Source organism: Actinoplanes awajinensis subsp. mycoplanecinus (assembly GCF_001509495.1).
GTDB classification, from domain to species: domain Bacteria; phylum Actinomycetota; class Actinomycetes; order Mycobacteriales; family Micromonosporaceae; genus Actinoplanes; species Actinoplanes palleronii.
In genome coordinates, this window is the sequence record NZ_LLZH01000189.1 from 41,398 (window position 1) to 68,210 (window position 26,813).

Genomic DNA, 26,813 nt, shown 5'->3' on the forward strand with positions numbered 1-26,813 from the left:
AATCTTCGGCCTAGCCAGGTTGTGTACGAAAGATTTACGGTAGACCGGCACTTGGAAGCGATTGTTTAGCGTCTGTGATGAGAAGGAGCGTGTTCAATGTCGGGTTCGGTGGGTCTGGCGCGGGTGCTGGAACCGGCCGGGGTGCTGCCTCAGGCCGCTTGGCGCCTGGACGCCTCCCCGGAGATCGGGCCCGACGAGGTACGGATCCGCGTGCAGCGGCTCAACCTCGACGCCGCCAGTTATCGGCAGCTCGCGCAGAAACATGCGGGCGACGGCGCGGCGATCCGCGCCGAGGTGCTCGCGATCGTGGGCGACCGGGGCAAGATGCACAACCCGGTGACCGGCTCCGGCGGCATGCTGATCGGCGTGGTCGAGGAGGTCGGGCCGGAGTCGCCGTTGCCGGTCAAGCCGGGCGACCGGGTGGCCACCCTGGTGTCGCTGACGCTGACCCCGCTGCGGATCACCGACGGGCTGCGCGACTGGGACGGGCTCGGCGAGCAGGTCCCGGCGGACGGCACCGCGATCCTGTTCGGCCGCTCGATCGTCGGCGTGCTGCCCGACGACATGGCCCCGGAACTGGCCCTGGCGGTCTACGACGTGTGCGGCGCGCCGGCGCTGGTCGACCGGGTGGTCCGGCAGTACTCCGCACCGACGGTGCTGGTGCTGGGCGGGGCCGGGAAGAGCGGTTCGCTGTCCCTGGCCGCCGCCAAGCGCGCGGGTGCCCATACCACAGCGATCGTCGTCTCGGAAGCGGAGCGCAACGCGCTGCAGCGGACCGGACTGGCCGACCACATCGCGGTCGCCGACGCCCGGAACCCGGTCGCGGTCGCCGAAGCCGCCGGCGAAGTCGACATCACCGTGGTCTGTGTGGACGTGCCGGGCTGCGAGCACGGCGCGATCCTGGCCACCGCACCCGGCGGCACCGTGATCTTCTTCTCGATGGCCACCAGTTTCTCCGCGGCCGCGCTCGGCGCCGAGGGCCTGGCCGCCGACGTGACGATGCTGGTCGGCAACGGTTACGTGCCCGGGCACGCCGCGTTCGCGGTCGACCTGGTGCGCACGGTGCCCGCGGTACGGGCCTTGTTCGAGGCGCGGGTAGCGGGAGACTGATCCGCATGACTTCACCCTCGGCCCAACCCTCGGTCCGCTACACCAACGGTCGCTTCTATTCCGCCGCCGAGCCGCGCGCCACCGCGATGCTGGTCCGCGACGGCGCCATCGCCTGGCTCGGGGACACCGCCGACGTGCCGGCCGCCGACCGTACGGTCGATCTGGCCGGCGCGCTGGTCACCCCGGCGTTCGTGGACGCGCACCTGCACGCCACCGACACCGGCCTGGCCGCCGACGGCCTCGACCTGTCCGGGGTCCGCTCGGCCGGTGAGCTGCTCGACGCGGTCGCCGCGTTCGCGGCCACCCGGCCGGCCGACGGTGTGGTGCACGGGCACGGCTGGGACGAGTCGACCTGGACCGAGCAGACCCCGCCGGCCGCGGCCGAGCTGGACCGGGCCGCGGCCGGCCGCAAGGTGTACCTGTCGCAGGCGTCGGTGCACTCGGCGCTGGCGTCGTCGGCGCTGCTGCCGGCCGCCGAGGGCACCGACGGTTACCACCCGTCCGGCTGGGTGCGCGAGCAGGCCCACCACGCGGTACGCGCGGTCGCCCTCGGCGCGCTCACCCCGGAGCAGCGCACCGCGGCGCAGCGGACCGCGCTGAGCCGGGCCGCCGCGATGGGCATCGCCGCGGTGCACGAGTGCGGCGGGCCGGGCACGTCCAGCGAGGACGACTTCCGGTCGGTGCTGGCGCTGTCCGCGCAGGGCCTGCCGCAGGTGTTCGGGTTCTGGGGTGAGCTGGGCGGCGCCGAGCGGGCCCGGGAGCTGGGCGCGCACGGCGCGGCCGGCGACCTCTACGCCGACGGCGCGCTGGGGTCGCGGACCGCGTCGCTGCGCGCGCCGTACCACGACGGCGACCACGGGCACGGCGAGGCGTTCCTGACCGCCGAGCAGGCCGCCGCGCACATCCTGGACTGTGTCCGGGCCGGGTTCCAGAGCGGTTTCCACGCCATCGGCGACGCCGCGATCACCACCGTGCTGGAGGGCTTCGCGCTCGCCGCCAAGCAGGTCGGCGTGGACACGCTGCGCGAGGGGCACCACCGGATCGAGCACGTCGAGCTGATCGACAAGGCGATGATCGCCCGGCTGGTCGAGTTCGGGGTGATCGCCTCGGTCCAGCCGGTCTTCGACGCGCTGTGGGGCGGCACCGACCGGATGTACGCCCAGCGCCTCGGCGTCGAGCGGGCCCTGGCCAGCAACCCGATCGGCGCGATGCACGCGACCGGGGTGGCCCTGGCGTTCGGCTCGGACTCGCCGGTGACCGCGCTGGACCCGTGGTCGATCGTGGTGGCGGCGACCGCACCGCGCAACCCGGCGTACCGGATGAAGGTGCGGGCGGCGTTCGCGGCCGCCAGCCGGGGCGGGTGGCGGGCCGCCGCCGTGGACCGGGTCGGCGTGCTCGCGCCCGGCGCCTCGGCCACCTTCGCCGCCTGGGAGACCCCGGGCGGCCTCAGCGAGGGACTGCCGGCACTCCTGCCGGACATCGACGGGGTGGTTCCCGCGCGGCCGGTCTGCCGGCGCACGGTGCTGCACGGCGAGACGATCTTCGAGAACAACTAGGGAGCGCAATTCAAGTGGCCGGGAAGCTGGATCTGGACCCGCGGATCGTCGCGCGGGCGCGGGCGCTCGCCGTCAGGGCCGGGCAGCCCGTCGTCGACATCGCGCGGTCGCACACCACCGTGTCGGTGGAGCGGGCGGTGCTGCGCCTGGCCGGGGTGCACGGCGCCGACTCGGACGGGATCCCCTGGGTGAACCGTCTGGTCGACGCCGTGCGCGCGGATGTCGGGCTGGGCCACGGGGTGGCGGTGCCGGTGTTCCACGCGGCGGCGGCCACCGGTGTGGACGACCTGACCGTTCTGGCGCAGAAGGCGGCGGCCGGGGCGGTGCGCTTCGACGTACCGGAGAAGAAAGCCGAGGTGACCGCGGCCCGCAGGCGGGCCAAGAAGTCGGCCGCCGACGGTCTCAAGATCGTTGATCGGCGCCGGGCCGAGCGGGACCGGCTGATCAAACGGTACGGCGATCCGCAGCAACGGCCGTGGATCTACCTGATCGTGGCGACCGGGGACATCTACGAGGACATCCCGCAGGCGCAGGCGGCGGCCCGGGCCGGCGCCGACGTGATCGCGGTGATCCGGTCCACCGGGCAGTCGCTGCTGGACTACGTGCCCGAGGGCGCCACCCGGGAGGGTTTCGCCGGCACCTACGCCACCCAGGAGAATTTCCGGCTGATGCGGGCCGCGCTGGACGTGACGTCCAAGGAGCTGGGCCGCTACATCCGGCTGACCAACTACGCGTCCGGGCTGTGCATGCCCGAGATGGCCGCGCTGGCCGGCATGGAACGCCTGGACATGATGCTCAACGACTCGATGTACGGCATCCTGTTCCGCGACATCAACCCGATCCGTACCTTCGTCGACCAGCGGTTCAGCCGTCAGGTGCACGCCCGCGCCGGGATCATCATCAACACCGGTGAGGACAACTACCTGACCACCGCGGACGCGGTCGACGCCGCGCACACCGTGACGGTGTCGCAGCTGCTCAACGAGTTCTTCGCGCACGAGGCCGGGCTCGCCGACTGGCAGCTCGGGCTGGGCCACGCGTTCGAGATCAACCCGGATCTGCCGGAGTCGTTCCGGATGGAGCTGGCGCACGCGCTGCTGGCCCGGGAGATCTTCCCGGACGCGCCGCTGAAGTGGATGCCGCCGACCAAGCACATGACCGGCGACGTGTTCCGCGGCAACCTGCTCGACGGCTTCTTCAACCTGGTCGGCGCGCTCACCGGGCAGGGCATCCTGCTGGTCGGCATGATGACCGAGGCGGTGGTCACGCCGTGGATTTCGGACCGCGACATCGCCCTGCAGAACGTGCGGTACGTGCTCAACGGCGCCGGCAACCTGCACGAGGACTTCGTGCCGGCGCCGGGCGGGTTCATCCGCAACCGGGCCAACCAGGTGCTCGGCGAGGCGATCGAGCTGCTCGAGCGGATCGTCGACGACACGCTGATGGAGGCGATCGCGGACGGCACGTTCGGCCTGATGAAGCGCCCGGCGACCCGGGGCAAGGGCCTCGACGGCGTCGCGAAGCAGGACGCCGACTACTACAACCCGGTGACGGAGGCTTTGGAATCATGAGCATCGTCCGGCCCTACGGGGACACCACCGGGGACGGGATGGTGCAGCTGTCGTTCACGCTGCCGATCCCGCACGACAAGCGCGCCGAGGGCGCCGCGATCCAGCTCGCCAACAAGATGGGCATGGACCCGGCGCTGCTGGTGCACGCGAAGCCGATGGGCGACGGGTTCACCTTCTTCGTCGTCTACGGCAAGGTCAGCCACCTGGTCGACACCGAGAAGGTGCAGATCGTCGAGCGCGACTTCCCGCTGCTGAGCGCGAAGGAGGTCAACGCCGTGATCAAGCGCAAGCTGCGGCGGCGGCTGAACGTGGTCGGCGCGTGCATCGGCACCGACGCGCACACCGTCGGCATCGACGCGATCCTCAACCTCAAGGGCATCGCCGGCGAGAAGGGCCTGGAGTACTACGCCGAGCTGTCGGTCACCAACATGGGCGCCCAGGTGTCGGTGCCCGAGCTGGTCGAGACGGCCCGCGAGCAGAAGGCCGACGCGGTGCTGGTCTCCCAGGTGGTCACCCAGCGCGACGCGCACCTGCACAACACCCGGGCCATGTCGGCGGCGTTCCGCGAGGCGCTGCCGGCCGGGAAACGTCCGCTGCTGATCGTCGGCGGGCCGCGGTTCGACGAGCTGATGACCACCGACCTCGGCGTCGACCGGATCTTCACCCGCGGCACCACGCCCCGTGAGGTCGCCTCCTACCTGGTACACGCCCTGATCGGGAGCAAAGCATGATCACCGTGACGCATCGGCGCTACGTCCCGTACTCGCACGCGCACTACGCCGGGAACCTGGTCGACGGGGCGTACTCGCTCGGCCTGTTCGGCGACGTCGCCACCGAGGTGTGCATCCAGCTCGACGGCGACGAGGGGCTGTTCGCCTCCTACGACGACGTGCAGTTCAAGGCGCCGGTGCAGGCCGGCGACGTCCTCGAGATCACCGCCACGGTGGTCACGATGGGCACCCGCAGCCGCAGGATCGAGTTCGCGTCGACGGTGGTCTGCCGGGGGACCGGCGGCTCGGCCGCGCAGGTGCTCGCCGAGCCGATCGTCGCGGTGACCGCGGTGGGCACCGTGGTCGTGCCACCGAAGGCGTGAGCGAGGTCGTCTGCGTCGACGTCGGGTCGACGTACACCAAAGCCGCCAAGATCGATCTGGCCGGCGCGCGGCTGGTCACCCGGGCCGAGACGCCGACCACCACCGGAACGGACGTCCTGGCCGGTCTGGACGCCGCGGTGGCCGCGGTCGGCGGTACCGGCCTGCCGCTCTACGTCTGCTCGTCGGCCGGCGGCGGGCTGCGGCTCGCGGTGGTCGGCTACGAGAGCCTGGTCACCGCGGAGGCCGGGCACCGGGTCGGGTTGTCGGCCGGCGCCCAGGTGGTGCACGTCGCGGCCGGTCCGCTGACCGGCGCGGCGATCACCGCGCTGCGCGCGGCCCGCCCGGACGTGCTGCTGCTGGTCGGTGGCACGGACGGCGGCGACGGCGAGGTGTTGCTGCACAACGCCCGGCGCCTGGCCGCGAATCGCTTGCGGATCCCGGTGGTCCTGGCCGGCAACGCGGAGGTACGGACGGAAGCTCGTGAAATCCTGGAGAACCGTGGCGTGCCGGTGACCGTGACCGGCAACGTGCTGCCCAGGATCGGCGTGCTCGACCCGCTGCCGGCCCGCGCCGCGATCCGCGAGGTGTTCCTCAAGCACGTGATCGGCGGCAAACGCCTGTCCAAGGGCCCCCGGTTCGCGTCGCTGGTGCGCGCGGCCACCCCGGACGCGGTCCTGGCCGGGGTGGAGCTGCTCGCCGACCGGGCCGCCGCCGGGGTGCTGGTCGTCGACGTCGGCGGCGCCACCACCGACGTGTACTCGGCGCTGCTCCCGGACGCGGAGGAGGAGACCGGCCCGCGCCGCGACGTGGCCGGCACGCTCTGGCGCTCCCGCACGGTCGAGGGTGACCTCGGGGTGGCCGTCGGCGCGGACGCCACCCGGGAGGCCGCCGCCGCGGAGAAGCTGCCGGTGCCCCGGGAGGATCGGGAACTGGCCGCCACCGCCGCGATGATCGCGCTGCGCCGGCACGCCCGGGGCCACGCGGCCGGCCCGGGGCTGCCCCGCACCGGTGGCCGGGACCTGCGTGACGTACGCCTGGTGGTCGGCTCCGGCGGGGTGCTGCGGCACGGCGGCGGCGAGCACGTGCTGGGCGCGCTGCTGGCCGACACGGCCGGCGGCTGGGCCCTGCCGGACCGCGCCCGCACCGTCGTCGACACCCGGTACGTGCTCGCCGCGGCGGGCCTGCTGTCCACCGATCATCCAGCGGTGGCCACCGGACTGCTCGATACCCTGCTGTCCTGACGGGCGACGTCGACGGAGTGCATTTCCGGACACGCCGAGGAACGCGACACGCCGGTACGCGCACCTGACGGTTGACAGACCGCCCCCGTCCGGACGTACCGTCTTCAGGTCCTGTTTCACGGTAGGCGACTGTGATTCGCTTCGTTCCCGCACCCACTGGCCCGCAGTCCTCGCTGGGGTCGCGCGTTCAGCCAGGTCCAGGGGGTACGGGCGCGCTGGCGACGCGGACCGGGTCGCGACACCGGTAGCCGAGACGAACCGAGCCTGGCCAGTAGACAACGGCACGCCGCGGGCAGCCAGCCCGTGCCGCGCCGGTCCGAAGGTCAGCGGGAGGTTCGGCGGGCACACCGGCCTGAGACGGATAGAAGCACCCGAGGGGCGCGGCTTCACGACGCCGCGTCCCTCAGCCACCTCTCATCCGCCCGGTACGCATTTGCCGCCGACTACCCGGCCGGAACGCCCCCACCAGGCAGGTAACCTGCTCCGCGTGGAACTGACGATGCCGCCACCCGACCTCGCCGAGCCGGGTCCGAGCACCCCGCCGCCCGACCGGCCCGCGCCGCTGCGCCTGCCGGTCGCCGCCGCCCTCGCGGTGGCCGCCGGCGTCGCGCTGCTGCTCGCCCTGCCGCCGTACGACCTGTGGTGGCTCGCCCCGGCCGGTGTCGCGCTGCTGGCCGCGGCCGTGCACCGGCGGCGGCTGCGGGCCGGCCTCGGCCTCGGCTTCCTGGCCGGGCTGGTGCTGTTCTTCCCGCTGCTGGAGTGGACCCGGATCGCGGCCGGTTTCGCGCCCTGGGCGCTGCTGAGCACCGCGCAGGCCGCGGTGCTCGGCCTGGCCGGCCTGGCCGGCGCGTGGCTGTCCCCGGTGATCGACCGGTGGCGGGCGCTGTGGCCGCTGCTCACCGGCCTGCTCTGGGTCGCCGACGAGGCGCTGCGCGACCGGGCGCCGTTCGGCGGCTTCCCCTGGGGCCGGATCGCGTTCAGCCAGGGCGACGCCCCGTCGCTGCGGCTCGCCGCGTGGGGTGGCGCACCGCTGGTGACGTTCGCGGTGGCGGCCGCCGGCGGCACCCTGGTCGCGCTGGCCTGGCGCCGCTGGAGCGCCGCGGCGCTGCTGCCGGCCGCCGGGTTCGCCGTCGCCTTCGCCGTGCTGACCGCCGGGCCGGCCGCGGTGCCGCTCTCCGCGCCGGCCGGCCCGTCGCGCACCGTCGCGATCGTGCAGGGCAACGTGCCCCGGCTGGGCCTGGACTTCAACGCCCAGCGCCGGGCGGTGCTCGACAACCACGTCAGCGCGACCCGGCAGCTGGCGATCGACGTGGCCGCCGGCAAACAGCCGCAGCCCGACCTGGTGGTGTGGCCGGAGAACTCCAGCGACATCGACCCGCTGCGCAACACCGACGCCGCGCAGGAGATCTCCGACGCGGCCCGGGCGATCGGGGTGCCGATCCTGGTCGGCGCGGTGCTGCGCACCGACAACCCGGCCGACATCAAGAACGCCGGGCTGCTCTGGATGCCGGTCACCGGCCCCGACCTGACCCAGACGTACGTCAAGCAGCACCCGGTGCCGTTCGCCGAGTACATGCCGCTGCGCTCGGTCGCCCGGCTGGTCAGCGACAAGGTCGACCTGGTCAAGAACATGCTGGCCGGTGACCACGCCGGTGTGATCGACACCGGCGCGCTGACGCTCGGCGACGTGATCTGCTTCGAGGTCGCCTACGACGGGATCGTCCGCGACACGGTCACCGAGGGCGCGCAGATCCTCACCGTGCAGACCAACAACGCCACGTTCGACGAGGGCGAGGCCCGGCAGCAACTGGCCATGGTCCGGCTGCGCGCGGTCGAGCACGGCCTCGACTCGCTGATGGTGTCGACGGTCGGTGTTTCGGCTTTCGTCGATACAGCCGGTGGCGTGCACGGCGCCACGGCCTTCAACACCGCCGGGGTGGTGGTGCATAAAATGTCCACCGGAGGTACGCGTACGCTGGCGACTCGTTCCGGGATCTGGCCCGAGGCGATCGCGGTGGCGCTGACCGTCATTCTCCTGGTCTGCGCGTGGCCGATGCGCCGGAGGCGGACCATCACGAGCACAGGCGTAGAGAGCACGGAGGCACGGTGAGCGAGGTAGAAGGCTACCCGGGAGTGGGACGGGTCCTCGTGATCATTCCCACGTACAACGAGGCGGACAACGTCCGCCTGATCACCGCGCGGGTCCGCAAGGCGGTTCCCGAGGTGGACATCCTGGTGGCCGACGACAACTCGCCGGACGGTACCGGGGACATCGCCGACGAGCTCGCGCTCGCCGACGACCACCTCTTCGTGCTGCACCGTCAGGGCAAGGAAGGTCTCGGCGCGGCGTACAAGGCCGGTTTCGCCTGGGCCAAGGACAAGGGCTACGACGTCGTCGTCGAGATGGACGCGGACGGCTCGCACGCCCCCGAGGAGCTGCCCAACCTGCTCGGCGCGCTGACCGAGGCGGACGCGGTGCTCGGCACCCGGTACATCGCCGGCGGCAGCGTGCACAACTGGCCGATGCACCGGCTGCTGCTCTCCCGCGGCGGCAACATCTACATCCGGATGGCGCTCGGCATGCCGTTCCGGGACGCGACCGGCGGCTACCGGGCGTACCGGATGGCCGTCCTCGACGCCATCGACGTGGCCACGGTCGCCTCCACCGGGTATTCGTTCCAGGTCGAGCTGGCCTGGCGGGCGTTCAAGAGCGGGTTCCGGGTGGTCGAGGTGCCGATCACGTTCACCGAGCGCGAACACGGCGTCAGCAAGATGAGCGGCAACATCTTCAAGGAACAGCTGCTCAGGGTCACCGTGTGGGGCGCGCAGGCGCGCAAGGAGAGCCTGATGAACCTGCTGGGGCGCAAACCCAAGCAGGAGCAGACCTGGCCGTGACGGCGCACTCAGGCAGGTCGCAGGTTCTGGTGTCATGCTGAAGAGGAACGCATGACACCCGATCGGGGAGAGTACTGATGCGCCGCAGCCGGATGGCCTACCTTCCCTTCGTCTTCCCCCTGCTCGCGATCGCCGAGATCTCGGCCTTCGTGGCGGTGGCCCACCTGATCGGCGCGGGCTGGGCGTTCCTGCTGCTCGCTGGGTTCACCCTGGCCGGGTTCGCGCTGCTGCGCCAGGAGGGCATCCGCGGCTGGCGGCACTTCCAGGAGGCCGCCGCGGCCGGTCGCCCGCCCGGCGCCGAGGTGGCCAACTCGCTCGTCGGCCTCGGCGGCGCGCTGCTGCTGGCCCTGCCCGGCTTCGTCACCGGTCTCGCCGGCCTGGCCCTGCTGCTGCCGCCCGGGCGGATCGTCGCGCGCCGCGGTGTCGAGCGGTTCGCCGAGCGCCGGCTCGGCGGCGGCGTCACCGGCGACCTGTTCGGCCCGCGCAAGGTGCGGGTGCACGTCGAGGACACGGTCGACTCGACCGTCGTCACCGACGACGTCCCGCGCCAGCCGGCCGCCGCCATCGAAGGCGAGATCGTCCGCTAGCCATGGTCGGCGCGAGCGCGGGCCGACTGCCTGGTTGCGGGCCGATTCCCAGGACGCTGGCTGGGGTTCAAGACAACGCAGAAGGGCCGTCCCGGGAGGGGCGGCCCTTCTTGTCAGGTCAACCTGCTGCGGTCAGCGGCCCCGGCGGGTCCGCACTTCCTGCAGCCGCTCGTTGAGGATGTCCTCCAGTTCGGCGATCGAACGCCGTTCCAGCAGCATGTCCCAGTGGGTGCGCGGCGGCTTGGCCTTCTTCGCCTCCGGCTCGTTGCCGTCGACCAGCCGGGCCACGCTGCCATCGAACTTGCACTCCCAGGTGGTGGGCACCTCGGCGTCGACGGCGAACGGAACCTCGAACTGGTGACCCTTGACGCACAGGTACTCACGGGTCTGTCGGGGCGCCAGCTCGGTGTTACGGTCGGACTCGTAGCTGACTGCGCCTAGACGGCTGCCGCGCAGCATGCGTTCGCCCATGATCGGCTTCCCCTCGCTCGTGGTGCTGCTCTCGTTGGTGTAACGAAAGGGGCGGCCGCCGGATTCCTGCGCCCGCCGAGTATCTATCGGTCTCTTACCCGCCCGGTAAAGGCGATGTAACGCATTGAGCGTAACCGGCCAGCGACCATACCCTGCAAATTGAACGGTCGTGAAGTGGACCTTGGTCCCCTTTACGAGTGTTTGACCCATCTACGGGTGGTGCGATGTCGGTCACTCGGACGTTCATCACCCATTAACCGAGCGCCGGGCTCAGCTTTGTGCCGGAGCCGTCTGCGTCGGGGCCGGTGGGCGACCCGCGCCGAGGGTGGCGAGCGCCGAGGCCAGGTCGCTGACCTGTGCGGTGAGCTGCCCGGCCCGCTGCTGCGCGGCGTCCGCGTCGGCGCGCGCCACCGCCAGGCGGCGTTCCAGATCGGCGCGCTCGTCGGCGGCCCGCTCCAGGTCCTTGCGGACCCGGTCCAGTTCCCCCACGGTACGCCGCAGCTCGTCACGGTCGGACGTCATCGCGGCCAGCTCCTGCCGGACGGCGGTGACCTCGCCGGCGGCCCGCTCGGCGCGCGCGGCGGCCTCGGCGGTCGCCTGTTCGGCGGCCTGCGTGCGGCGGTCCGCCTGGTCGGCGGCTTTGCGCAGCTCACCGGCCTCGGAGCGGGCTGCCGTGAGCGCCTCCTCGGCCCGGGTGGCGGCCTGCTCCGCCGTACGCCGGAAATCGTTGTGGTCGCGCAGCGCCGAAGCCAGATCCCGTTCCGCGGTGTCGCGCTGGGCCTTGGTCTCCTGGGTCTCGCGGCGCGCCGCGGACAGTTCCTCGGCGGCGGTGTCGCGTTCCGCCTCGGCGCGTTCGCGCAGCGCGGCCGCGGCCGTCGCGGCCCGGACCGCCTCGTCGCGGACCGTGACCGCCTCCTGCTCACGCTGGCCGGCCTGCTCGGCGGCCCGCTCGGCGTCGGTGGCCCGCTGCCGGGACTCGTCGCGTTCCGCGGTCGCGGCCACCGCGATCTGCTGGGCCGCCGCGGTCGCCGTCGCGGCCTGCTCGGCGTCGCGGCGCGCGTCGTCCCGCTCGCCGTGCGCGGCCGCCACCGCCCGGGACGTCTCGGCCCGGACCTCGGCCACCTGGCGCTCGACGCCGGCCGGGGACATCTCCGAGTGCAGCGCCTCGGTCAGCGTGCCGACCATCTGGTCGAGCCGGTCGACCGCTTCCCAGGTGCGGGCCACCGAGCCGGCCAGGCCAGGGGAGGAGCGGTGCCGCATCCGCACGTTGCGGGAGGCGCGCTGGCACTCGCCGTCGTTGTCCCGGCAGTACCGGAACGGCCGGCCGGCGGAGTTGCGCTGCGGCACCGGGCGCCCGCAGTGGGCACAGGGTCGGGTCTCGTTCGCCTCGGCGGCGTGGTCCTGCGTCGTCATAGCGTTGCCCACCCTAGGCCGCGCGACGATCTTCCCGGCGTCACCACACCGGGGTGCTTTTTGCGTGAGACAAATTTGTCTCACGTGAGCTATTCTCGTCTCGTGCAGATGGATCAAGAGGCGTTGCTGCGGGCCGCCGCGGAGTTCCTCGGCCGCCGGCCGAACGCCACCCAGGACGAGATCGCCGAGGCGGCCGGGGTCAGCCGGGCCACCCTGCACCGGCACTTCGCCGGGCGGCGGGCGCTGCTCGACGCGGTCGACGCGCTCGCCGTGCGGGAGATGCGCCAGGCCCTCGACGACGTCCGGCTGACCGAGGGGCCGGCCGCCGACGCGCTGCGCCGGCTGCTCGCGGCGAGCCAGCCGGTCTCGCCGTTCCTGGCGCTGCTCTACTCACAGAGCCAGGAGTACGACTCGGACGAGCCGGGCGCCGCCTGGGCCGAGATCGACGAGGCGTTGATGGCGCTGTTCCGGCGAGGTCAGGAGGCCGGCGAGTTCCGTACCGACCTGAGCCCGGCCTGGTTCTCCGACGCGCTGTTCAGCGTGGTCGCCGGGGCCGCCTGGTCGGTCAAGGTGGGCCGGGCCGCGGCCCGCGACTACCCCGCGATGATCACCGGGCTGATGCTGGACGGGGTGCTGCGGTGACCGCCGAGCTGGCGATGCAACGGCGCGGGCGGACCGGGCGCTGGCTGGCGTTCAGCGTGCTGGTGCTGGCCGTGCTGCTGATCGCGGTCGACGCCACGGTGCTCAGCCTGGCCACCCCGTTCATCAGCCGCGAGCTCGGCCCGACCGGCACCCAGCTGCTGTGGATCGGTGACGTCTACTCGTTCGTGCTGGCCGGGCTGCTGGTCACGATGGGCAGCCTGGGTGACCGGATCGGCCGCAAGAAACTGCTGCTGATCGGCGCGACCGCGTTCGGGGTGGCGTCCGCGCTGGTCGCCTACGCGCCGAGCGCCGAACTGCTGATCGCGGCGCGGGCCCTGCTCGGGGTGGCCGGCGCCACCCTGATGCCGTCCACCCTGGCGCTGATCCGCAACATCTTCGCCGACCCGGCCGAGCGCAGCACCGCGATCGGCATCTGGGCGGCCGGCGCGTCGGCCGGCACCGCGTTCGGGCCGGTGGTCGGCGGGTTCCTGCTGGAGCACTTCTGGTGGGGCTCGGTCTTCCTGATCAACGTGCCGGTGATGGCGGTGCTGGTGCCGGTCGGCCTGTGGCTGCTGCCCGAGTCCCGCGACCCGGCGCCCGGGCCGTGGGACCCGGCCAGCGTCGGGCTCTCGCTGATCGGCATGATCGGGACGGTCTACGCGATCAAGGAGGCGGCCGTGCACGGGCTGCGGCCGGACGTCGCCGCCGCCGCGGTGGTCGGGGTCGGCTCGCTGATCGTTTTCGCCCGGCGGCAGCTGCGCCTGCCGCACCCGCTGATCGACGTACGGCTGTTCCGGCACAGGACGTTCACCGGCGTGGTCGGCGCGAACCTGGTCTCGGTGCTCGGGCTGGCCGGGCTGGTCTACTTCCTCTCCCAGTACTTCCAGCTGGTCGCCGGTTATGCACCGCTGAAAGCCGGCCTCGCCGAACTGCCCGCCACGATCGCGTCCACGGTCTCCGGGGTGCTGGCCGGCGCGCTGGTCCGGCGCACCTCGATGCGGATCGCGCTCAGCGGCGGCATCGCGCTGACCGGCCTGGCCATGGCCGCGCTGACCGTGCTGCGGCCGGACACCGGGTACCCGCTGCTGGGTGCGGCCCTGTTCGTCCTCGGCGTCGGGGTCGGCATCGCGTTCACCCTGGCCAGCGACGTGGTGCTGAGCAGCGTGCCGAAGGAGCAGGCCGGCGCGGCGTCGGCGGTCTCCGAGACCGCGTACGAGCTGGGCATGGCCCTGGGCATCGCGACCATCGGCTCGATCGTCACCGGTGTGTACCGCAGCGCCGCCCTGCCCGCCGAGGTGCGTGAGTCCCTGGCGACGGCGGTCGACACCGCGGCCCGGCTGCCCGCGGCCCGCTCGGCCGAGCTGCTCGAGACGGCGCGGGCCGCGTTCACCGACGGGCTGGCCATCGCGTCCGGGATCGGCGCGGTGCTGCTGCTGGCCTCGGCCGCGGCGATCTGGGTGGTGTTCCGCGACTACCCGGACCGGCGGTGAGCCGCATCGTGGCCGGTTTCGTCACCAGGCTGAGCGCTTGCGCGGGTGGGGCGACGTTCCGGCTGAGGTCCGGGCCGGCCGGGCCGGCGCCGGCGGGCGAGGAGTTCGGGATCCGGGGCGGCCCCCGGTCACCCCGTGATCGTGTCGACCCCGGCGGCCGGCGCCGGACGGGTTCGCCGGCGGGGGATCAGCGGGGCGCAGAGCACGGTTGCCGCGGCGGCCGCTCCGATCGCCAGGCTCGGCGAGCTGACCTGCGCGACCGTGCCGAGCAGCAGCGGGGACAGGCCCTGCAGGGTCATCAGGCCGGTGGAGAGCAGGGCGAACATCTGCCCGCGGCGGGACTCCGGGGTGGCGTCCAGCAACGGGCGTTGCAGGCCCAGCTGGTAGGCGTACCCCGTACCGGAAAGGATCAGAACCGTGAGCGCGCCGCCCAGCGGCAGGCCGACGGTGAGCAGCGCCAGCGCGCCACCGGCCAGCAGCACCAGCGGCCCGGACAGTCGTTCGCGGACCGCCGGGCGCACCCAGCGGCCGACGATCAGGTCGCCGAGCAGCATGCCGACCGGGACCGCGGCCATCAGCGCGCCTGCCGACCCGGCCGGGAAGTCACGCGCGGTGGCATACGCGACGAGCAGTGCCTCGGCGCCCGCCAGGAACGCCGACGGCAGCCAGTGCGCCAGCAGCAACCGGCGGATCAGCGGATCACCGAACAGCTGACCGACTCCGGTCAGGCTGGCCCGCACCGCCGAGCCGGCCTCCCCGGGCACGCTGTCCAGATCAGGCAGACCTGTGCGTACGATCAGCGCCGCCACCGCCTGCCCGGCCGCCGCGATCAGCAGCCCCTGCCGCGGGCCGGCCGCCGCGACCGCCACACCCCCGACGGCCAGCCCGAGCAGCTGCGCGCCGGACGACGCGGCGTTGAAGACCGAGCGGCCCAGCACGTACGCGTCGCCGGTGAGCACGTCGGCGACCAGCCGGCTGGTGGCGCCCATGAAGATCGGCGTGCCGCAGGCGACCACCCCGATGATGGTGAGCTGCGCCGCGACCGGCATGTCGACGGTGCCGATGAGCAGCGCCGCGGCGCCACCGGCCAGATAACCGGCGACGATCAGCGGACGCGGCCGGATCCGGTCGGTCAGCGCGCCCAGCAGCAGCCCGCCGACCAGCTGCGGGAGGAAGCCGGCCGCGAAGGCCAGGGCGCTGAGCAGGGCGGAGCCGGTGCGCTCGAAGACCAGCACCGACAACGCGAAGATCCGCAACGACTCGGCGGCGATCGCGGCGGTGCGGGCCAGGAACAGCACGCGGAAGCGGGGTTCGGCGAAGACCTCGCGGTAGGTGGCGCCTCGTTCGGCAGCGGTCATGGGAGCACGGTGCCGCGCAACGGGCCGGCACCGCGACTGATTCGCCATGGGACGTAACATCGGCCGGGTGGTGCGATTCGAGGTCGGGGCCGAGGATCTGGTGCGGACGCGGTTCGCGGTGTCGCCGATCTTCGAGCTGCAGTCGTTGCTGCGGGTGCTGGCCGGGCCGGCGCCGGGTCCGCCGGCCTCCTGGCTGGCGAACTTTCGGTCCGGTTTTGATCAGCTGCGTGACGACCCTTGCCTGGCCGCGGTGCTCGCGTTGAAGACCGCGCGGTCGGGGGCGAACTTCTATGCGCCGCCGCCGCGCGGGATGGCGCAGACGATCGGCGAGGATCTCGCCGCGGTGCGCGCCGTGCCGCTGCCGGTGGCCCGGCAGGAGATCGATTTCTATCTGACCCGGCGGCGGGTCACGGCGGCGGCCCGGACCGTCCTGTACGCCGGCGACGTGCTCGACCGGCTCGCCGACTTCCTGGCGAGAGCCTGGTCGGTGCTGCTCGCCGAGCAGTGGCCGGCGATGCGCGCGGTCTGCGAGCGCGACGTCGTGCACCGCGCCGCCGAACTGGGCCGGGCCGGCTGGGCGGCCGCGCTGTCCGGGCTCGGCCCGAAGGTCCGCTGGCGCGACGGTGGCATCGACCTGTCCGGGCACACCGGCACGGCGGGCGCCCTCGACGGCAGCGGCCTGCTGCTCGTGCCCTCGGTGCTGATCTGGCCGGGCACCGCCGTGTTCGGTGATGACCCCTGGCCGAAAGCGATCGTGTATCCGGCGCGGGGTGTCGGCACCCTGTTCGAGCCGTCGCCGCCGGCCGCGCCGGACGCCCTGGCCGCGCTGCTGGGCCGCAGCCGGGCGCAGCTGCTGATCAGTCTGGCCGAGCCGGCCAGCACCACCCAGCTGGCCACGGTCCTCGGCCTGGCCACCGGAGCGGTGGGTGATCACCTCGCGGTCCTGCACCGGGCCGGCCTGGTGAGCCGGGCCAGGGCGGGGCGCTCGGTGCTCTACACGCGCACCCCGCTGGGCGACGCCCTCGCCGTTGCCGCCGCCTGATCCTGGTGCGGACGCCGCTGCTGCTGCTGCGCGATGGCGAAGGTTCTTCATCTGGTGTTCGGCGAGTGGTACATCGACGGGAGGTGATGGATTTTCTAGGGTTTCGGCCATGACTGATCTTCGGGTTCGGGCGCGGTTCGTGGCGGTCGCCGCGACGCTGCTCACCGCTGTGCCGCTGACCGCGTACGCCGCTGCCGGTGACGACCTGCCGTTCGCCGGAGCGGTGTTCCGGGCTACGCACAACTCCTACTCGGGTGACATCGCCGGGGCGCGGGGCTCGATCACCGAGCAGCTCGACGCCGGGGTGCGCTTCCTGGAGTACGACGTGTGGAGCGGGGACCACGCGAGCGCCGGCGACTACCGGATCGGGCACAGCAAGGCCGGTGACCAGGTCGACCACACCGGGGGCAATCCGGCCGGGGATCAGCTGCGGGCCTGGCTGACCGTGGTGAACGACTGGTCGGCGGGGCACCCGGCGGCGGCGCCGATCACGGTGCTGCTCGATCTGAAGGACGACCTGACCGCGCGGACGTCGTACCAAAACGGGAATCTCGCGGCCCTGAACGACGAGATCGGTGACGTGTTCGGCGGTCGTCTGGTCCGCGGTCTCGACACACCCGCGGGACTGGGGCCGATCGGGTCGCTGCGGGGGCGCGTGGTGACCGTGCTGTCCGGCAGCGCGACGGCCCGCGCCGGATACCGGCGGGACACCGGTAGCAATCCGGCGGTGGCGATCAACGCGCGCGGGCAGGTCGTCGAGGTGCACGACAACGGGGCCGGCGTGCTCTGGTACTGGACCGGTGTCCACGGCGCGGACGGCTCGCTGACCTGGCGGCGGCACGGGAGGTACGACACCGGCAAGACGCCGGCGGTGGCGCTGAACAACGACGGCACCGTCGTCGAGGTGCACCAGGCGCCGACCGGAAACGCCCTCTGGTCCCGGGTCGGCCGGCTCGACGACGCCGGCGAGATCACCTGGTCGGCGTCGGCGAAGTACGACACCGGGGTGCTGCCGACGATCGCCTTCCCGGACCTGGCCGGCAGCGCGGTGCGCGAGATCCACCGCAGCCAGAACGGCAGCCAGAACTGGGACTGGACCGGCACGGCCGGTGCCACGGCGGTCGCCTGGGGCGCGCACGCGACGACCGCCGACCCGCGCTTCCCGACCACCACCGCGACCGTTGACGGTCACTCGGTGACCGTGGCGGCGGCGGGCTCGCTGACCGCGGCCACCGATCGGGTGGCGGCCGGCCCGATCCGGCTGCCGCAGCTGGCCTTCGTCGAGTACCAGTCCGGGGATGCCGCCCTGCTCAAGGACGGTGCGGTGTTCTGGGCCGCGACGGCGTCGAACAAGTCGTTCATGGTGGCCGGGCGGCAGGCGGGGGTGAGCGTGCGCGGGTGGGACTTCGACGCGGCGGGCCTGGCGACCGTGCCACTGGCGAACTTCCCGGCGACGAACACCCCGGCCGCGGCGTGGTACCGGACCCTGCTCGAGGACGCGGTGGCCTGACCGGGCCGCGGTCCCGTCCGGCGGAAAGCCCGCAGATCGGCCAAAAAGAAAATTGATGTTCGTCTGTTTAGGCCGGGCTTATGAGGTCATTGACTCCCCGAAGGTTGCCAGTACCTACAAAGGAGGATCATTCATGGCGTTCCGGACCCGAACCCTCAGTGCCGCCGTTGCCCTCGCCGGTGCGGCCGGCCTGACCGTGTTCGCGGTGTCGCCCGCCCAGGCCGCGACCCCCTGCGTTCAGAAGATCTCCGTCGTCAACAACGGCGGCTTCGTGATCAACTACCAGGTCACCACCCGTACGGGTGAGCTGTCCGCGCCCACCGACGACTACCCGATCAACCAGTACCGGGTGGTCGACCTGAACTCGACGCCGATCGCGGAGGGTTCCGACGTGCGGCCTCTGGTGCACGCCCAGGCCGGCAACACGGTTGCCGGCAACGTGTTCGTGTCGTTCTGCAACAACGGGCAGACCGCGACCTACACCGCGAGCGGCACCACCCTGAACTACAGCGTCACCCTGCTGACCTGATGACGCGCCGGGCCCGGCCGGGCGATCGGCCGGGCCCTGGCGGCTCGACGACTCCCCATGTGCAACCGAAGGTTGCGCCAGCCGTGGCGGCAGGCTAGCGTCATGTGCAACCAAAGGTTGCAGGAGGATGTCATGGAGCTGGGAAGCATCGAGCGCGAGATCTTTGTCGACGCGTCGCCGGAGGTGGTCTTCGAGGTGGTCAGCAGCCCGGAGCACATCAAGGGCTGGTGGCCGGATGACGCCGACTACCAGGCTGTTCCGGGGTCCACCGGGACGATCAGCTTCGGGGAGGACAAGTCGGAGACGTTCACGGTCGTGGCCGTCGAGCCGCCGACGACGTTCTCGTTCCGCTGGACCCATCCGGTCGGTGTGGCCGCCGCGGTGGACAACTCGCTGCTGGTCACGTTCGATCTGACCGCGAGCGGCGGCGGCACGCTGGTGAGGATGACCGAGACCGGGTTCCGCGAGCGGGGCTGGTCGCAGGCCGCGCTCGCGGAGCAGTACCAGGCGCACGTCACCGGGTGGGACTTCTTCCTGCCGCGGCTCGCGCCCTACGCCGGGTCGCTCCAGGTCCGGAAATGACCACCGCGGTCGACGACGATCTCTGGTCGGCGATCGGTGACCCGACCCGGCGGCGGATGCTCGACCTGCTGCTCGTCGCGGGGGAGGGCACCGCGACGTCGCTCAGTCAGCAGATGACGGTGACCCGGCAGGCGGTCGCCAAGCACCTCGGCGTGCTCGACCGGGCCGGCCTGGTCCGGGGCGCGGCGGCCGGCCGGGAGAAGCGGTACCGGGTCGACGACGCGCAGCTGGCCCGGGCGGTGGCCCAGCTGTCGTCGGTCGGCGCGGCGTGGGACGCCCGGTTGCGGCGGATCAAGCAGATCGCGGAGGCGATCCAACAAAATCAATGACCCTTTTCGGTACGGGGGTGCAGGCGACCCCGCGCCCCGTACCGACAACGGTCAGTCCAGGCAGAACTCGTTGCCCTCGGGGTCGGTCATCACGATGTGGCCGGCCCCGAGCGGTGGTGCCGGGTCCTGTCGCTCGACGCGGACGGCCCCGTGGGCGACGAGCCGGGACGCCTCGGTCTCCAGGGCGGCCATCCGCTCGTCGCCGCCGAGCCCGGGCGCGGCCCGCAGGTCGAGGTGCACCCGGTTCTTCGCGGTCTTGCCCTCCGGGACGCGCTGGAAGAAGAGCCGTGGGCCGGCGCCCTTGGGGTCGACCGCGGCCGAGGCGTCGTTGCGGCGCTCCGGCGGGACACCCCAGGCGTCCAGGGCCTGGTCCCACGTGGCGAAGCCGGGCGGCGGCGCCTGCACCTGATAGCCGAGCGCCTCGGACCAGAACGCGGCCAGCCCGGCCGGGTCGGCGCAGTCGAACGTGATCTGAATGTCGCGTGCGATCTCGAGTGGCATGGTTGCCACCCTGCCCGCAATTGCGGTCAGTCGCTGACCTGATTGCCCACGTTGTCGTCCAGCCAGCGCCGCAACGGCAGGCTCGCGCGCAGGAAGCCGACGATCCGGGTCTTGGCGGCGGCGGTGCCCAGCCAGGCGGCCGGTGGCCAGTCGTGCCAGGTGGTCAGGCCCTTGTGGCGGAGCAGCTCGATGCGCGGATGGTCCTTCGGGTAGCCGCGCGGCGCGGTCTTGAGGCTGCCGTGCCCGACCACGCCGACCCCGCCCTTCTCGGTCGCGGCGATGATCTCGGTCAGCTCGGTGCCGGTCCCGGCGGCCGCGACCGCGCTGCGGTAACGCGCCAGCTGCCCGGGATCCATCTGGTACGTCCCGGACCCGGCGGACAGCCCGTCCGCGGACAGCTGCAGGTAGCCGCCGTCGTTCAGCCACGCCCCGAGGTGTGTCTTGTACGGCGTCTTGTCCTTGCTGAACCGTACGTCCCGGTACGGCCGGAAGATCTTCCCGGGCCCGAACTCCGGCGCCAGCTCGTCGAGCAGCTCCTGCATCGGCCCGCGCACCTGGGTTTCGTAGACCTCCAGGTGCTTGGTCCAGTACGTCTTGGAGTTGTCGGCGGCGAGCCCCTCGTAGAACTCGAGCGCCTCCACCGGCCAGCCACGGAACGTCATGGGGTCACGGTAGTCGCGGCGGTCAGCGGGACGGGAGGCCGAGGCGGTCGAGGATCTCGCGGAGGCGGTGGCGGCCGGCCAGGGACTCCGGGCCGCGCAGCCGGGCGAGCACCCGGTCGGACCAGCCGCCGGTCAGGCCGTAGCGGGCGTTGTAGCCGGCCAGCCGTTCGTCGTAGGCCGGGATGTGCGCGTCGGCGGCGTCCGCGTCGTACTGCTCGTGGTGCAGGACCGCGGCCTGGGGCAGGCGGGGTTTGACACCGGCCGCCTCGGCCGGGTCGGGTTCGCCGACGGCCAGGCCGAAGACCGCGACCGTGTGCGGGGGCAGCTTGAGCTCGGCGGCGATCTCCTCCGGGTGGTTGCGGACCGCGCCGACGAAGACCGAGCCCAGGCCCAGTGACGTGGCGGCGAGCACCGCGTTCTGCGCGGCCAGCGCGGTGTCGACCAGGCCGATCACGGTGGTCTCCAGGTAGTCCGCGGCGTCCAGCGCGGCGTCGGCGCGGACGGCCAGGCGGCGGGCCCGGCCCAGGTCGGCGATCCAGACCAGGAACAGCGGGGCCTGGGCGACGAACGCCTGGTTGCCGGCGAGGGCGGCGAGCCGGGCGCGGCGGCCCGGGTCGCGGACCGCGATCACGCTCCAGGCCTGCAGGTTGGCCGAGGTGGGCGCGGACTGTGCGGCGGCGACCAGGGCGGTCAGCTCGTCGTCGGTGACCTCGCGCGCGGTGAACCGGCGCACCGAGCGGCGGGCCAGTTGCAGCTCGAGCACCTCGGTGAGCACACCGAGGCGGGCGTCGGGGTCGCCGTAGCGATCGGTGGCGAGCGTGTCGGACATCCGGGCTCCAGGTGTCGAAGGTAGGGGCAGGGGCGCGCCGCATCCATATATTAGCTATAGAGTGGATAGGAAATGCGAGAGAGGGTACGTCGATGAGTCTCGAATTCCTCTGGTACATCCCCAACCAGGATCGTCCCGGGCACCGCGGTGACGACGTGGTGGCCGGGCACAACAGTCTGGACACCCTGACCGAGCAGGCCCTCGCGCTGGAGGAGCACGGCTGGGGCGGTGCGCTGCTGGGCACCGGCTGGGGCCGTCCGGACACGTTCACCGTGGCCACCGCGCTGGCCGCGCGCACCACCACGTTCCAGCCGCTGATCGCGGCCCGGCCCGGGTACTGGCGTCCGGCGCACTTCGCGTCGGCGGCCGCGACCCTGCAGCACCTCAGCGGCGGGCGGGTGCTGATCAACATCGTGTCCGGGAAGGACAATCTCGCCGCCTACGGCGACAGCGAGGGCGATCAGGCCCATCGGTACGCCCGGACGGCCGAGTTCCTGCGCGTCGTCCGCAAGCTGTGGACCGAGGAGCACGTCACCTACCAGGGAGAACACTTCCAGGTCACCGACGCGACGGTGGTGCCGCGGTTGAGCAAGCCGCCGCGACTGTACTTCGGCGGCGCGTCCGAGGCGGCCGAGAGGGTGGCCGCCGCGGAAGCCGACGTGCAGCTGTTCTGGGGCGAGCCGCTCGACGGCGTACGAGAAAGGATCGACCGTCTCAGGACGCTCAGCAGCGCGGTGGGCCGCGAACATCAGCCACTGGAATTCGGTCTTCGGATCACCACGCTGGTCCGGGACACGACCGAGCAGGCCTGGGCCGACGCCGAGGCGAAGGTCGCCGAGATGGCGCGGGCCCATCAGACCGACCCGAACCGGCACGCGGCCGTCGGTCAGCAGCGGCTGCTCGACCTCGCGACCCGGGGCGAGGTGCTCGACGACAACCTCTACACCGCGCCGGGCCGGTTCGGCGGGGGTGGCGCCGGCACCACCTGGCTGGTCGGGTCGGCGCAGGACGTGGCCAAGTCGCTGCGGAAATACCAGGACCTGGGCATCACCCACTTCGTGCTGTCCGACACGCCCTACCTCCCGGAGATCAGGAGGCAGGGCGAGCAGTTGCTGCCGTTGCTCAGAGGGTGAAGCCGGCCACCAGTTCGCGCAGTTCGGCGCTGGTGCGGGCCAGGCCGGCGGCGTTCTCCTGCGCCTGGTCGGCCACCGCCGTGGTGGTCGCCACCGCGGAGGCCACCCCGGCGATGCTGGTGGCGATGGTCGCGCTGCTGTCCGCTACCTCGACCACGTTGCGGCCCATCTCGCTGGTCGTGGCGGTCTGCTCCTCGACGGCTGCCGCGATCAGGGTCTGGAAGTCGCTGATCCGGGACACCACGGCGCCGATCCGGTCGATCGCGCCGACCGCGTCCGACGAGTCGGTCTGCAGCGCCTTGACCAGCCGGCCGATCTCGTCGGTCGCCTTCGCGGTCTCCTGGGCCAGCTCCTTGACCTCACCGGCCACCACCGCGAAGCCCTTGCCCAGTTCGCCGGCGCGGGCCGCCTCGATCGTCGCGTTCAGGGCCAGCAGGTTCGTCTGCTCGGCGATCGAGGTGATCATGGAGACCACCTTGCCGATCTCGGTCGAGGACGCGCCGAGCTTGCCGACGGTCTGGTTGGTGCGGGCGACCTCGCCCACCGCCTCGCCGGCCACCTGGGCGGCCTGGCCGGCGTTGCGGGCGATCTCGTCGATCGCCAGGGTCATCTCGGAGCTGCCGGCCTGCAGGGTCTGCACGTTGCCGGAGACGTGGTCGGCGGACGTGGCCACCGCGGTGGCCTTCGCGTCCACCTCGGCGCTGGCCGCGGCGATCTGCGCGGACACCTCGTGCAACTCCTGCGAGGAGGTGGAGACCGCGCCGGCGTGCCCGGCGATCGCGGAGACCGTGGTGCGCAGCGACTCGGCGGTGCTGTTCACCGCGTCGCCGAGGACACCCAGCTCGTCGCGGCGCTTCAGGTCGACGCGGACGGTCAGGTCGTGGCCGGCGAGTCGCTTGAGCGCCTCGACCACGGTGGCGAGCGGGCCGGTCACCGAGCGGGTGACCCAGACGCCCATCACCACGGCGAGGACCAGGGCGAGGCCGAGCGCGATGGCGAGCATCCGCAGGGCGGTGTCGCGGGCCCGCTGCACCTCGGTGCGCAGCGTGTCCGCCCGCTTGTTCACCGATGTATCCAGTTCAGCGGTGATTTCCAGAACTTTTCCGTACGCGTCGGCTGCCTCGCCGCCGTTGACGCTGGTCATCACCTTGGCGCGGGCCGCCTTGGTGTCCGCGGCCAGCCAGCCCATGATCGTGGTGTCCCAGCCGAAGAACTCGTCCCAGGCGGTCTTCAGCTGGGCGAACTGGGCCTGCTCGGCCGCGGTCATGTCGCCGAGGGCGGCGCCCTTGAGCTGGGCGTAGATGGCGTCCTTGGACTTCAGCTCGCCCTGGCGGTTATAGCCGTCCGGGCCGAGGGCGTAGCCGGCGCCGAACGCTCCGGCGTCCGCGATGACCAGACCCTGCCAGCCGGTCACGTCCGCGGCGTTGTACTTGGCGGCCTGGATGTCGTCGCGCACCTGTTCCAGGGCGCCGAGCTCGGACTGGGCCGAGGCCTGCTGGCGCAGACCCCACCAGCCGGTTCCGGCCGAGCTGACGATCAGCGCGGTCAGTACTAGATAGGACGCCCCGAGGCGCTTGCCGACGCTGATGTCACCGATACCCATGAGGGTTTCTCTCCCGACGCTGTGCTCGGACTTGTCGGCGGGGCGGCACGATTCTGAAGCACATGTGACGTGTGCCCTGGGTCACAATCTAATCCTCGGTGCCGGTGCCGGTGGCGGCGGTAGAGATCCATGTCGGGGGCGCCGACAGGCCGGTGGCAGCCCGCGATCGGCGGCGGTGGGGTGGTGGGCAGCCCGCGGTCGGCGGCGGTGGGGCAGTGGCAGCACGCGACGGTGTAATGCGGACGTCCATCGCCCACCCGGGGGCTGCGGACGCACCGTTAGTCCCCACGCAGTGGCTGAGGCAGCGTTGTGTGGGGAGTTTGGGTGCGCTCCGCACCGATAGTCCCCACGCAGTGGGTGGGGTGGCGTTGTGTGGGGAGTTTGCGTGCGCTCCACGCAGGGGTTGTGGGGAGAAGGGGCTGGGGGCGCGTGGCGGTCGGGACGGGGGGCGGTGTTGCGTGAGGCCGGCCCGGGGCGTGGCTTGTAGCCTGCGGCGGGGGCTCCGTATTCGTACCGTATGGGGAGAAGGACCGGCAGCGGTCTCGCGCCGGCCGGATGGTGTTCAGGAACGCGGGGGCTGGTCGCTGGGCCGCTGCTGGCTGGGGTGCGGGTGGCTCGCGGCGCGGCCGGGGGCGGGCCCGGCGGTGCTACGGTTGCGCCGTGATGTGGATGGACGCGCTCTGGCGACTGGTCAGCATGCTGGCCTCCGCCAGTTCGTCCGAGTTCGTGGCCGGCACCAGCGCCCTGGTCGGCGTCGTGCTGGTTGCCGTGCTCGCGCGAGTGCTGCTGGTCCGCCCCGCCGGCTTCGGTGATTTCCGCGGCGCCGGGCGTGCGCTGCGCCGCCGCGCCGACCGGGTCGGCGTGCCCCGCCATCGTGACCCCGATGCCTCCGGCCGGACCCGCCCCAGGGGACCGACGGCCGCCGCAGCGGTCGCCTGAGCGGGCCTTTCTCCACGATCTACCGCTGTGCCCGGCCCGCTTCCTGCGGCCGCTGGTGACTGTCCGTCGTTGACCAGTTGCTAGTCGCCCCTGGGGGTTCCTTCATGTCTTCCATCGTTCGTTCCACCCTGTCCGGATCGCGGTCCACCCGATGAGCGCGCTGTTCGGCGGGCTGATGTCGGTCGTCTACCACGTGATCTCCGCGGTGCTGCTGTTCTGGCACGCCGTCTGGGACCGGGTTCTCGGTGATCCGCACGTGCTGGCCACCGACTGGGCCTGGGTGCTCGGCATCGTCTTTTTGGTGCTGACCGTCCGGGCGCTGCTGGTGCCGATCTACGTGCGGCAGATGCACTCGCAGCGCGCCATGCAGCGGCTGCAGCCCAAGCTCAAGGAGCTGCGGGAGAGGCACAAGGGTGACCCGGCCGGTCTGCAGGCCGCGCTGCCCGCGCTCTACCAGGCCGAGAACGTCAGCCCGTTCGGCAGTTTCGTGCCGATGCTGCTGCAGATCCCGATCTTCATCGGCCTGCTGCACGTGCTGCGTCACCTCCGGCCGACGATCGTCAGCGCCGACGCGCAGACCCTGTACGGCTGGACCGTCACGCAGTTCCACGACGCCTCGCACGCCAAGCTGTTCGGTGCTCCGATCGCGGCCGGGTTCCAGGCCACCGCGGATCAGCTGGGCCCGCTCGGCGCGCACAGCGTCACCGTCAAGATCGTGGCGGCGGTGCTGATCGTCGCGATGATCACCACGACGTACCTGACCAGCCGGATGTCCATCCTCAAGACGGGCTGGGCGGAGGATCCGCAGCAGCGGATGGTGCAGCGGCTGATGCTCTACGGCGTACCGGTGTCGTTGCTGATCTCCGGGGTGATCTTCCCGGTCGGCGTGATCCTGTACTGGACCACGCAGAACGTCTTCGCGCTGGGCCAGCAGATGTGGATGCACCGGAGGTATCCGCTGGACACACCGCCGGCGACGACTGCCGCGGAGGCGCCGAAGGTCGTCTCGGCCCCGAAGGTCGGTGCCAAGCCGGCCGGGCGGCGGCCGAAACGGTCCTAGAGGGCCCGCTCGACCATGGCGAACGACGCGTTCAGCAGGCCGAGCCGGGTCTGTACCTGGTAGCGGCTGCGGCCCCGCTTCACGATGGTCCCGGCCAGGCCGCCGTACTTGCCGCCGCCCTTGAGCCGGACCCGGTCGCCGATCGCCAGCCGGGGTGCGGCGGCGCCGCGCAGCCGGGTCAGCTCGGCCACGTAGCCGGGGTGCATCGGGGCCGGGTGACCCTGGTACGTCCAGGCGAACAGCGCCGAGTGGTCGAACGCGCGGGAACAGTGCCGGCAGGACCGGACCCGGACCGGTCGGCGGTGGGCGGTGGTGCGGTGACCGGCCCGGCAGACGCCCTGCCAGGAGCCGTCGACCCGGGGCGCGTCCTCCGGGATGCACCGCCGCCCGGTGCAGCCGATCCGGATCGCGGTCGCCCGCCACACCTTGTCGTGACCGTGTTTCGGGCCGGCGAGCGCGTGGGCGATCTCGTGCAGCACCGTCTCGGTCACCTGCTCGGGTGTGTACAGCCCGATCAGGGGACCGGAAAGACTGATCTCCCGGCGGTCCGATCGGCAGACCCCGGCCCGGGTCTTGGCGTCGTCGAACGTGAGTCGCCAGGTGGTGAGCCCGTGCCGGGCCAGCAGACCGGTCGCGAGTTCCCGTGCGTGGTTCAGATCCAACCGTG

Annotated in this window: 27 protein-coding genes; 19 read left to right on the top strand and 8 right to left on the bottom strand. The window is 72.4% G+C overall.

Going from position 1 to position 26,813, the window contains the following annotated elements:
- Nucleotides 1–96 precede the first annotated feature (96 nt).
- From kdd to ADL15_RS20855, 9 genes are all read left to right on the top strand, one after another.
- Nucleotides 97–1,110, top strand: a complete 1,014-nt coding sequence (gene kdd / locus ADL15_RS20815; RefSeq protein WP_067693620.1) for an L-erythro-3,5-diaminohexanoate dehydrogenase — start codon at nt 97–99, stop codon at nt 1,108–1,110.
- Between the two features lie 5 nt (nt 1,111–1,115).
- On the top strand, nt 1,116–2,666 hold the full coding sequence (locus ADL15_RS20820) for an amidohydrolase (RefSeq protein ID WP_067693623.1): 1,551 nt from the start codon (nt 1,116–1,118) through the stop codon (nt 2,664–2,666).
- A 14-nt stretch (nt 2,667–2,680) separates the two neighbouring features.
- Nucleotides 2,681–4,237: a lysine 5,6-aminomutase subunit alpha gene (gene kamD / locus ADL15_RS20825; protein WP_067693626.1), complete on the top strand. Its 1,557-nt coding sequence runs from the start codon at nt 2,681–2,683 to the stop codon at nt 4,235–4,237.
- On the top strand, nt 4,234–4,968 hold the full coding sequence (kamE, locus tag ADL15_RS20830; protein ID WP_067693630.1) for a lysine 5,6-aminomutase subunit beta: 735 nt from the start codon (nt 4,234–4,236) through the stop codon (nt 4,966–4,968). The genes kamD and kamE overlap by 4 nt, the downstream gene beginning before the upstream one ends.
- Entirely contained in the window at nt 4,965–5,330 is a 366-nt protein-coding gene (gene kal / locus ADL15_RS20835) for a 3-aminobutyryl-CoA ammonia lyase (RefSeq protein WP_067693633.1), read from the top strand. The genes kamE and kal overlap by 4 nt, the downstream gene beginning before the upstream one ends.
- Nucleotides 5,327–6,571, top strand: coding sequence for a glutamate mutase L (locus ADL15_RS20840; protein WP_067693636.1), 1,245 nt, complete (start codon nt 5,327–5,329; stop codon nt 6,569–6,571). Before kal ends, ADL15_RS20840 begins: the two co-directional genes overlap by 4 nt.
- A gap of 499 nt (nt 6,572–7,070) precedes the next feature.
- A complete protein-coding gene (lnt, locus tag ADL15_RS20845; RefSeq protein ID WP_083971516.1) occupies nt 7,071–8,681 on the top strand; it encodes an apolipoprotein N-acyltransferase in 1,611 nt (536 codons plus the stop codon).
- On the top strand, nt 8,678–9,466 hold the full coding sequence (locus tag ADL15_RS20850; protein ID WP_067693639.1) for a polyprenol monophosphomannose synthase: 789 nt from the start codon (nt 8,678–8,680) through the stop codon (nt 9,464–9,466). Before lnt ends, ADL15_RS20850 begins: the two co-directional genes overlap by 4 nt.
- A gap of 77 nt (nt 9,467–9,543) precedes the next feature.
- Nucleotides 9,544–10,053, top strand: a complete 510-nt coding sequence (locus ADL15_RS20855; RefSeq protein WP_067693642.1) for an FxsA family protein — start codon at nt 9,544–9,546, stop codon at nt 10,051–10,053.
- Nucleotides 10,054–10,185: 132 nt separating this feature from the next.
- Here the strand turns inward: ADL15_RS20855 and ADL15_RS20860 are convergent, their stop codons facing one another.
- Both ADL15_RS20860 and ADL15_RS20865 read right to left on the bottom strand, forming a co-directional pair.
- The gene (locus tag ADL15_RS20860) at nt 10,186–10,524 is read right to left on the bottom strand and encodes an RNA polymerase-binding protein RbpA (protein WP_067693645.1); all 339 of its coding nucleotides are present in this window, start codon (nt 10,522–10,524) and stop codon (nt 10,186–10,188) included.
- Between the two features lie 270 nt (nt 10,525–10,794).
- Complete coding sequence (locus ADL15_RS20865) at nt 10,795–11,937, bottom strand: coiled-coil domain-containing protein (protein WP_067693648.1); 1,143 nt, start codon at nt 11,935–11,937, stop codon at nt 10,795–10,797.
- 108 nt (nt 11,938–12,045) lie between these two features.
- Here ADL15_RS20865 and ADL15_RS20870 point away from each other — a divergent pair, with 108 nt between their 5' ends.
- Both ADL15_RS20870 and ADL15_RS20875 read left to right on the top strand, forming a co-directional pair.
- Nucleotides 12,046–12,579, top strand: coding sequence for a TetR/AcrR family transcriptional regulator (locus ADL15_RS20870; protein ID WP_232344251.1), 534 nt, complete (start codon nt 12,046–12,048; stop codon nt 12,577–12,579).
- Nucleotides 12,576–14,069 (top strand): MFS transporter, encoded by a 1,494-nt coding sequence (locus ADL15_RS20875; RefSeq protein ID WP_232344244.1) that lies wholly within the window; start codon nt 12,576–12,578, stop codon nt 14,067–14,069. The genes ADL15_RS20870 and ADL15_RS20875 overlap by 4 nt, the downstream gene beginning before the upstream one ends.
- A 128-nt stretch (nt 14,070–14,197) precedes the next feature.
- Here the strand turns inward: ADL15_RS20875 and ADL15_RS20880 are convergent, their stop codons facing one another.
- Nucleotides 14,198–15,427, bottom strand: a complete 1,230-nt coding sequence (locus ADL15_RS20880; protein ID WP_067693655.1) for an MFS transporter — start codon at nt 15,425–15,427, stop codon at nt 14,198–14,200.
- A 67-nt stretch (nt 15,428–15,494) separates the two neighbouring features.
- Here ADL15_RS20880 and ADL15_RS20885 point away from each other — a divergent pair, with 67 nt between their 5' ends.
- From ADL15_RS20885 to ADL15_RS20905, 5 genes are all read left to right on the top strand, one after another.
- Nucleotides 15,495–16,469: an ArsR/SmtB family transcription factor gene (locus ADL15_RS20885; RefSeq protein ID WP_067693794.1), complete on the top strand. Its 975-nt coding sequence runs from the start codon at nt 15,495–15,497 to the stop codon at nt 16,467–16,469.
- 109 nt (nt 16,470–16,578) lie between these two features.
- Nucleotides 16,579–17,979, top strand: coding sequence for a PI-PLC domain-containing protein (locus ADL15_RS20890; protein ID WP_067693658.1), 1,401 nt, complete (start codon nt 16,579–16,581; stop codon nt 17,977–17,979).
- Between the two features lie 133 nt (nt 17,980–18,112).
- A complete protein-coding gene (locus tag ADL15_RS20895) occupies nt 18,113–18,508 on the top strand; it encodes a hypothetical protein (protein ID WP_067693661.1) in 396 nt (131 codons plus the stop codon).
- A 132-nt stretch (nt 18,509–18,640) separates the two neighbouring features.
- Nucleotides 18,641–19,090 carry an SRPBCC family protein gene (locus tag ADL15_RS20900; protein ID WP_067693664.1) on the top strand — a complete coding sequence of 150 codons (450 nt, stop codon included), beginning with the start codon at nt 18,641–18,643 and terminating at the stop codon, nt 19,088–19,090.
- Nucleotides 19,087–19,419: an ArsR/SmtB family transcription factor gene (locus ADL15_RS20905; protein WP_067693667.1), complete on the top strand. Its 333-nt coding sequence runs from the start codon at nt 19,087–19,089 to the stop codon at nt 19,417–19,419. The genes ADL15_RS20900 and ADL15_RS20905 overlap by 4 nt, the downstream gene beginning before the upstream one ends.
- A gap of 51 nt (nt 19,420–19,470) precedes the next feature.
- Here ADL15_RS20905 and ADL15_RS20910 read toward each other — a convergent pair whose 3' ends face one another.
- From ADL15_RS20910 to ADL15_RS20920, 3 genes are read right to left on the bottom strand one after another with little or no spacing between them, the layout of a single operon-like run.
- Nucleotides 19,471–19,920 (bottom strand): VOC family protein, encoded by a 450-nt coding sequence (locus tag ADL15_RS20910; RefSeq protein WP_198170913.1) that lies wholly within the window; start codon nt 19,918–19,920, stop codon nt 19,471–19,473.
- A 26-nt stretch (nt 19,921–19,946) separates the two neighbouring features.
- Entirely contained in the window at nt 19,947–20,582 is a 636-nt protein-coding gene (locus ADL15_RS20915; protein WP_067693670.1) for a DUF2461 domain-containing protein, read from the bottom strand.
- Nucleotides 20,583–20,604: 22 nt separating this feature from the next.
- A complete protein-coding gene (locus tag ADL15_RS20920; RefSeq protein WP_067693673.1) occupies nt 20,605–21,411 on the bottom strand; it encodes an NADPH-dependent oxidoreductase in 807 nt (268 codons plus the stop codon).
- Nucleotides 21,412–21,503: 92 nt separating this feature from the next.
- On the opposite strand from ADL15_RS20920, the gene ADL15_RS20925 reads away from it, so the two are divergent.
- Nucleotides 21,504–22,544 (top strand): LLM class flavin-dependent oxidoreductase, encoded by a 1,041-nt coding sequence (locus ADL15_RS20925; RefSeq protein WP_067693676.1) that lies wholly within the window; start codon nt 21,504–21,506, stop codon nt 22,542–22,544.
- Here the strand turns inward: ADL15_RS20925 and ADL15_RS20930 are convergent.
- On the bottom strand, nt 22,534–24,147 hold the full coding sequence (locus ADL15_RS20930) for a methyl-accepting chemotaxis protein (RefSeq protein WP_067693679.1): 1,614 nt from the start codon (nt 24,145–24,147) through the stop codon (nt 22,534–22,536). The genes ADL15_RS20925 and ADL15_RS20930 overlap by 11 nt on opposite strands.
- A gap of 663 nt (nt 24,148–24,810) precedes the next feature.
- Here ADL15_RS20930 and ADL15_RS20935 point away from each other — a divergent pair.
- Nucleotides 24,811–25,086, top strand: coding sequence for a DUF6412 domain-containing protein (locus tag ADL15_RS20935; RefSeq protein ID WP_067693682.1), 276 nt, complete (start codon nt 24,811–24,813; stop codon nt 25,084–25,086).
- A gap of 151 nt (nt 25,087–25,237) precedes the next feature.
- Entirely contained in the window at nt 25,238–26,146 is a 909-nt protein-coding gene (gene yidC / locus ADL15_RS20940) for a membrane protein insertase YidC (RefSeq protein ID WP_232344245.1), read from the top strand.
- Here the strand turns inward: yidC and ADL15_RS20945 are convergent.
- A complete protein-coding gene (locus tag ADL15_RS20945; RefSeq protein WP_067693685.1) occupies nt 26,143–26,808 on the bottom strand; it encodes a SprT-like domain-containing protein in 666 nt (221 codons plus the stop codon). The two genes, yidC and ADL15_RS20945, sit on opposite strands and share 4 nt — an antisense overlap.
- Nucleotides 26,809–26,813: the final 5 nt, after the last annotated feature.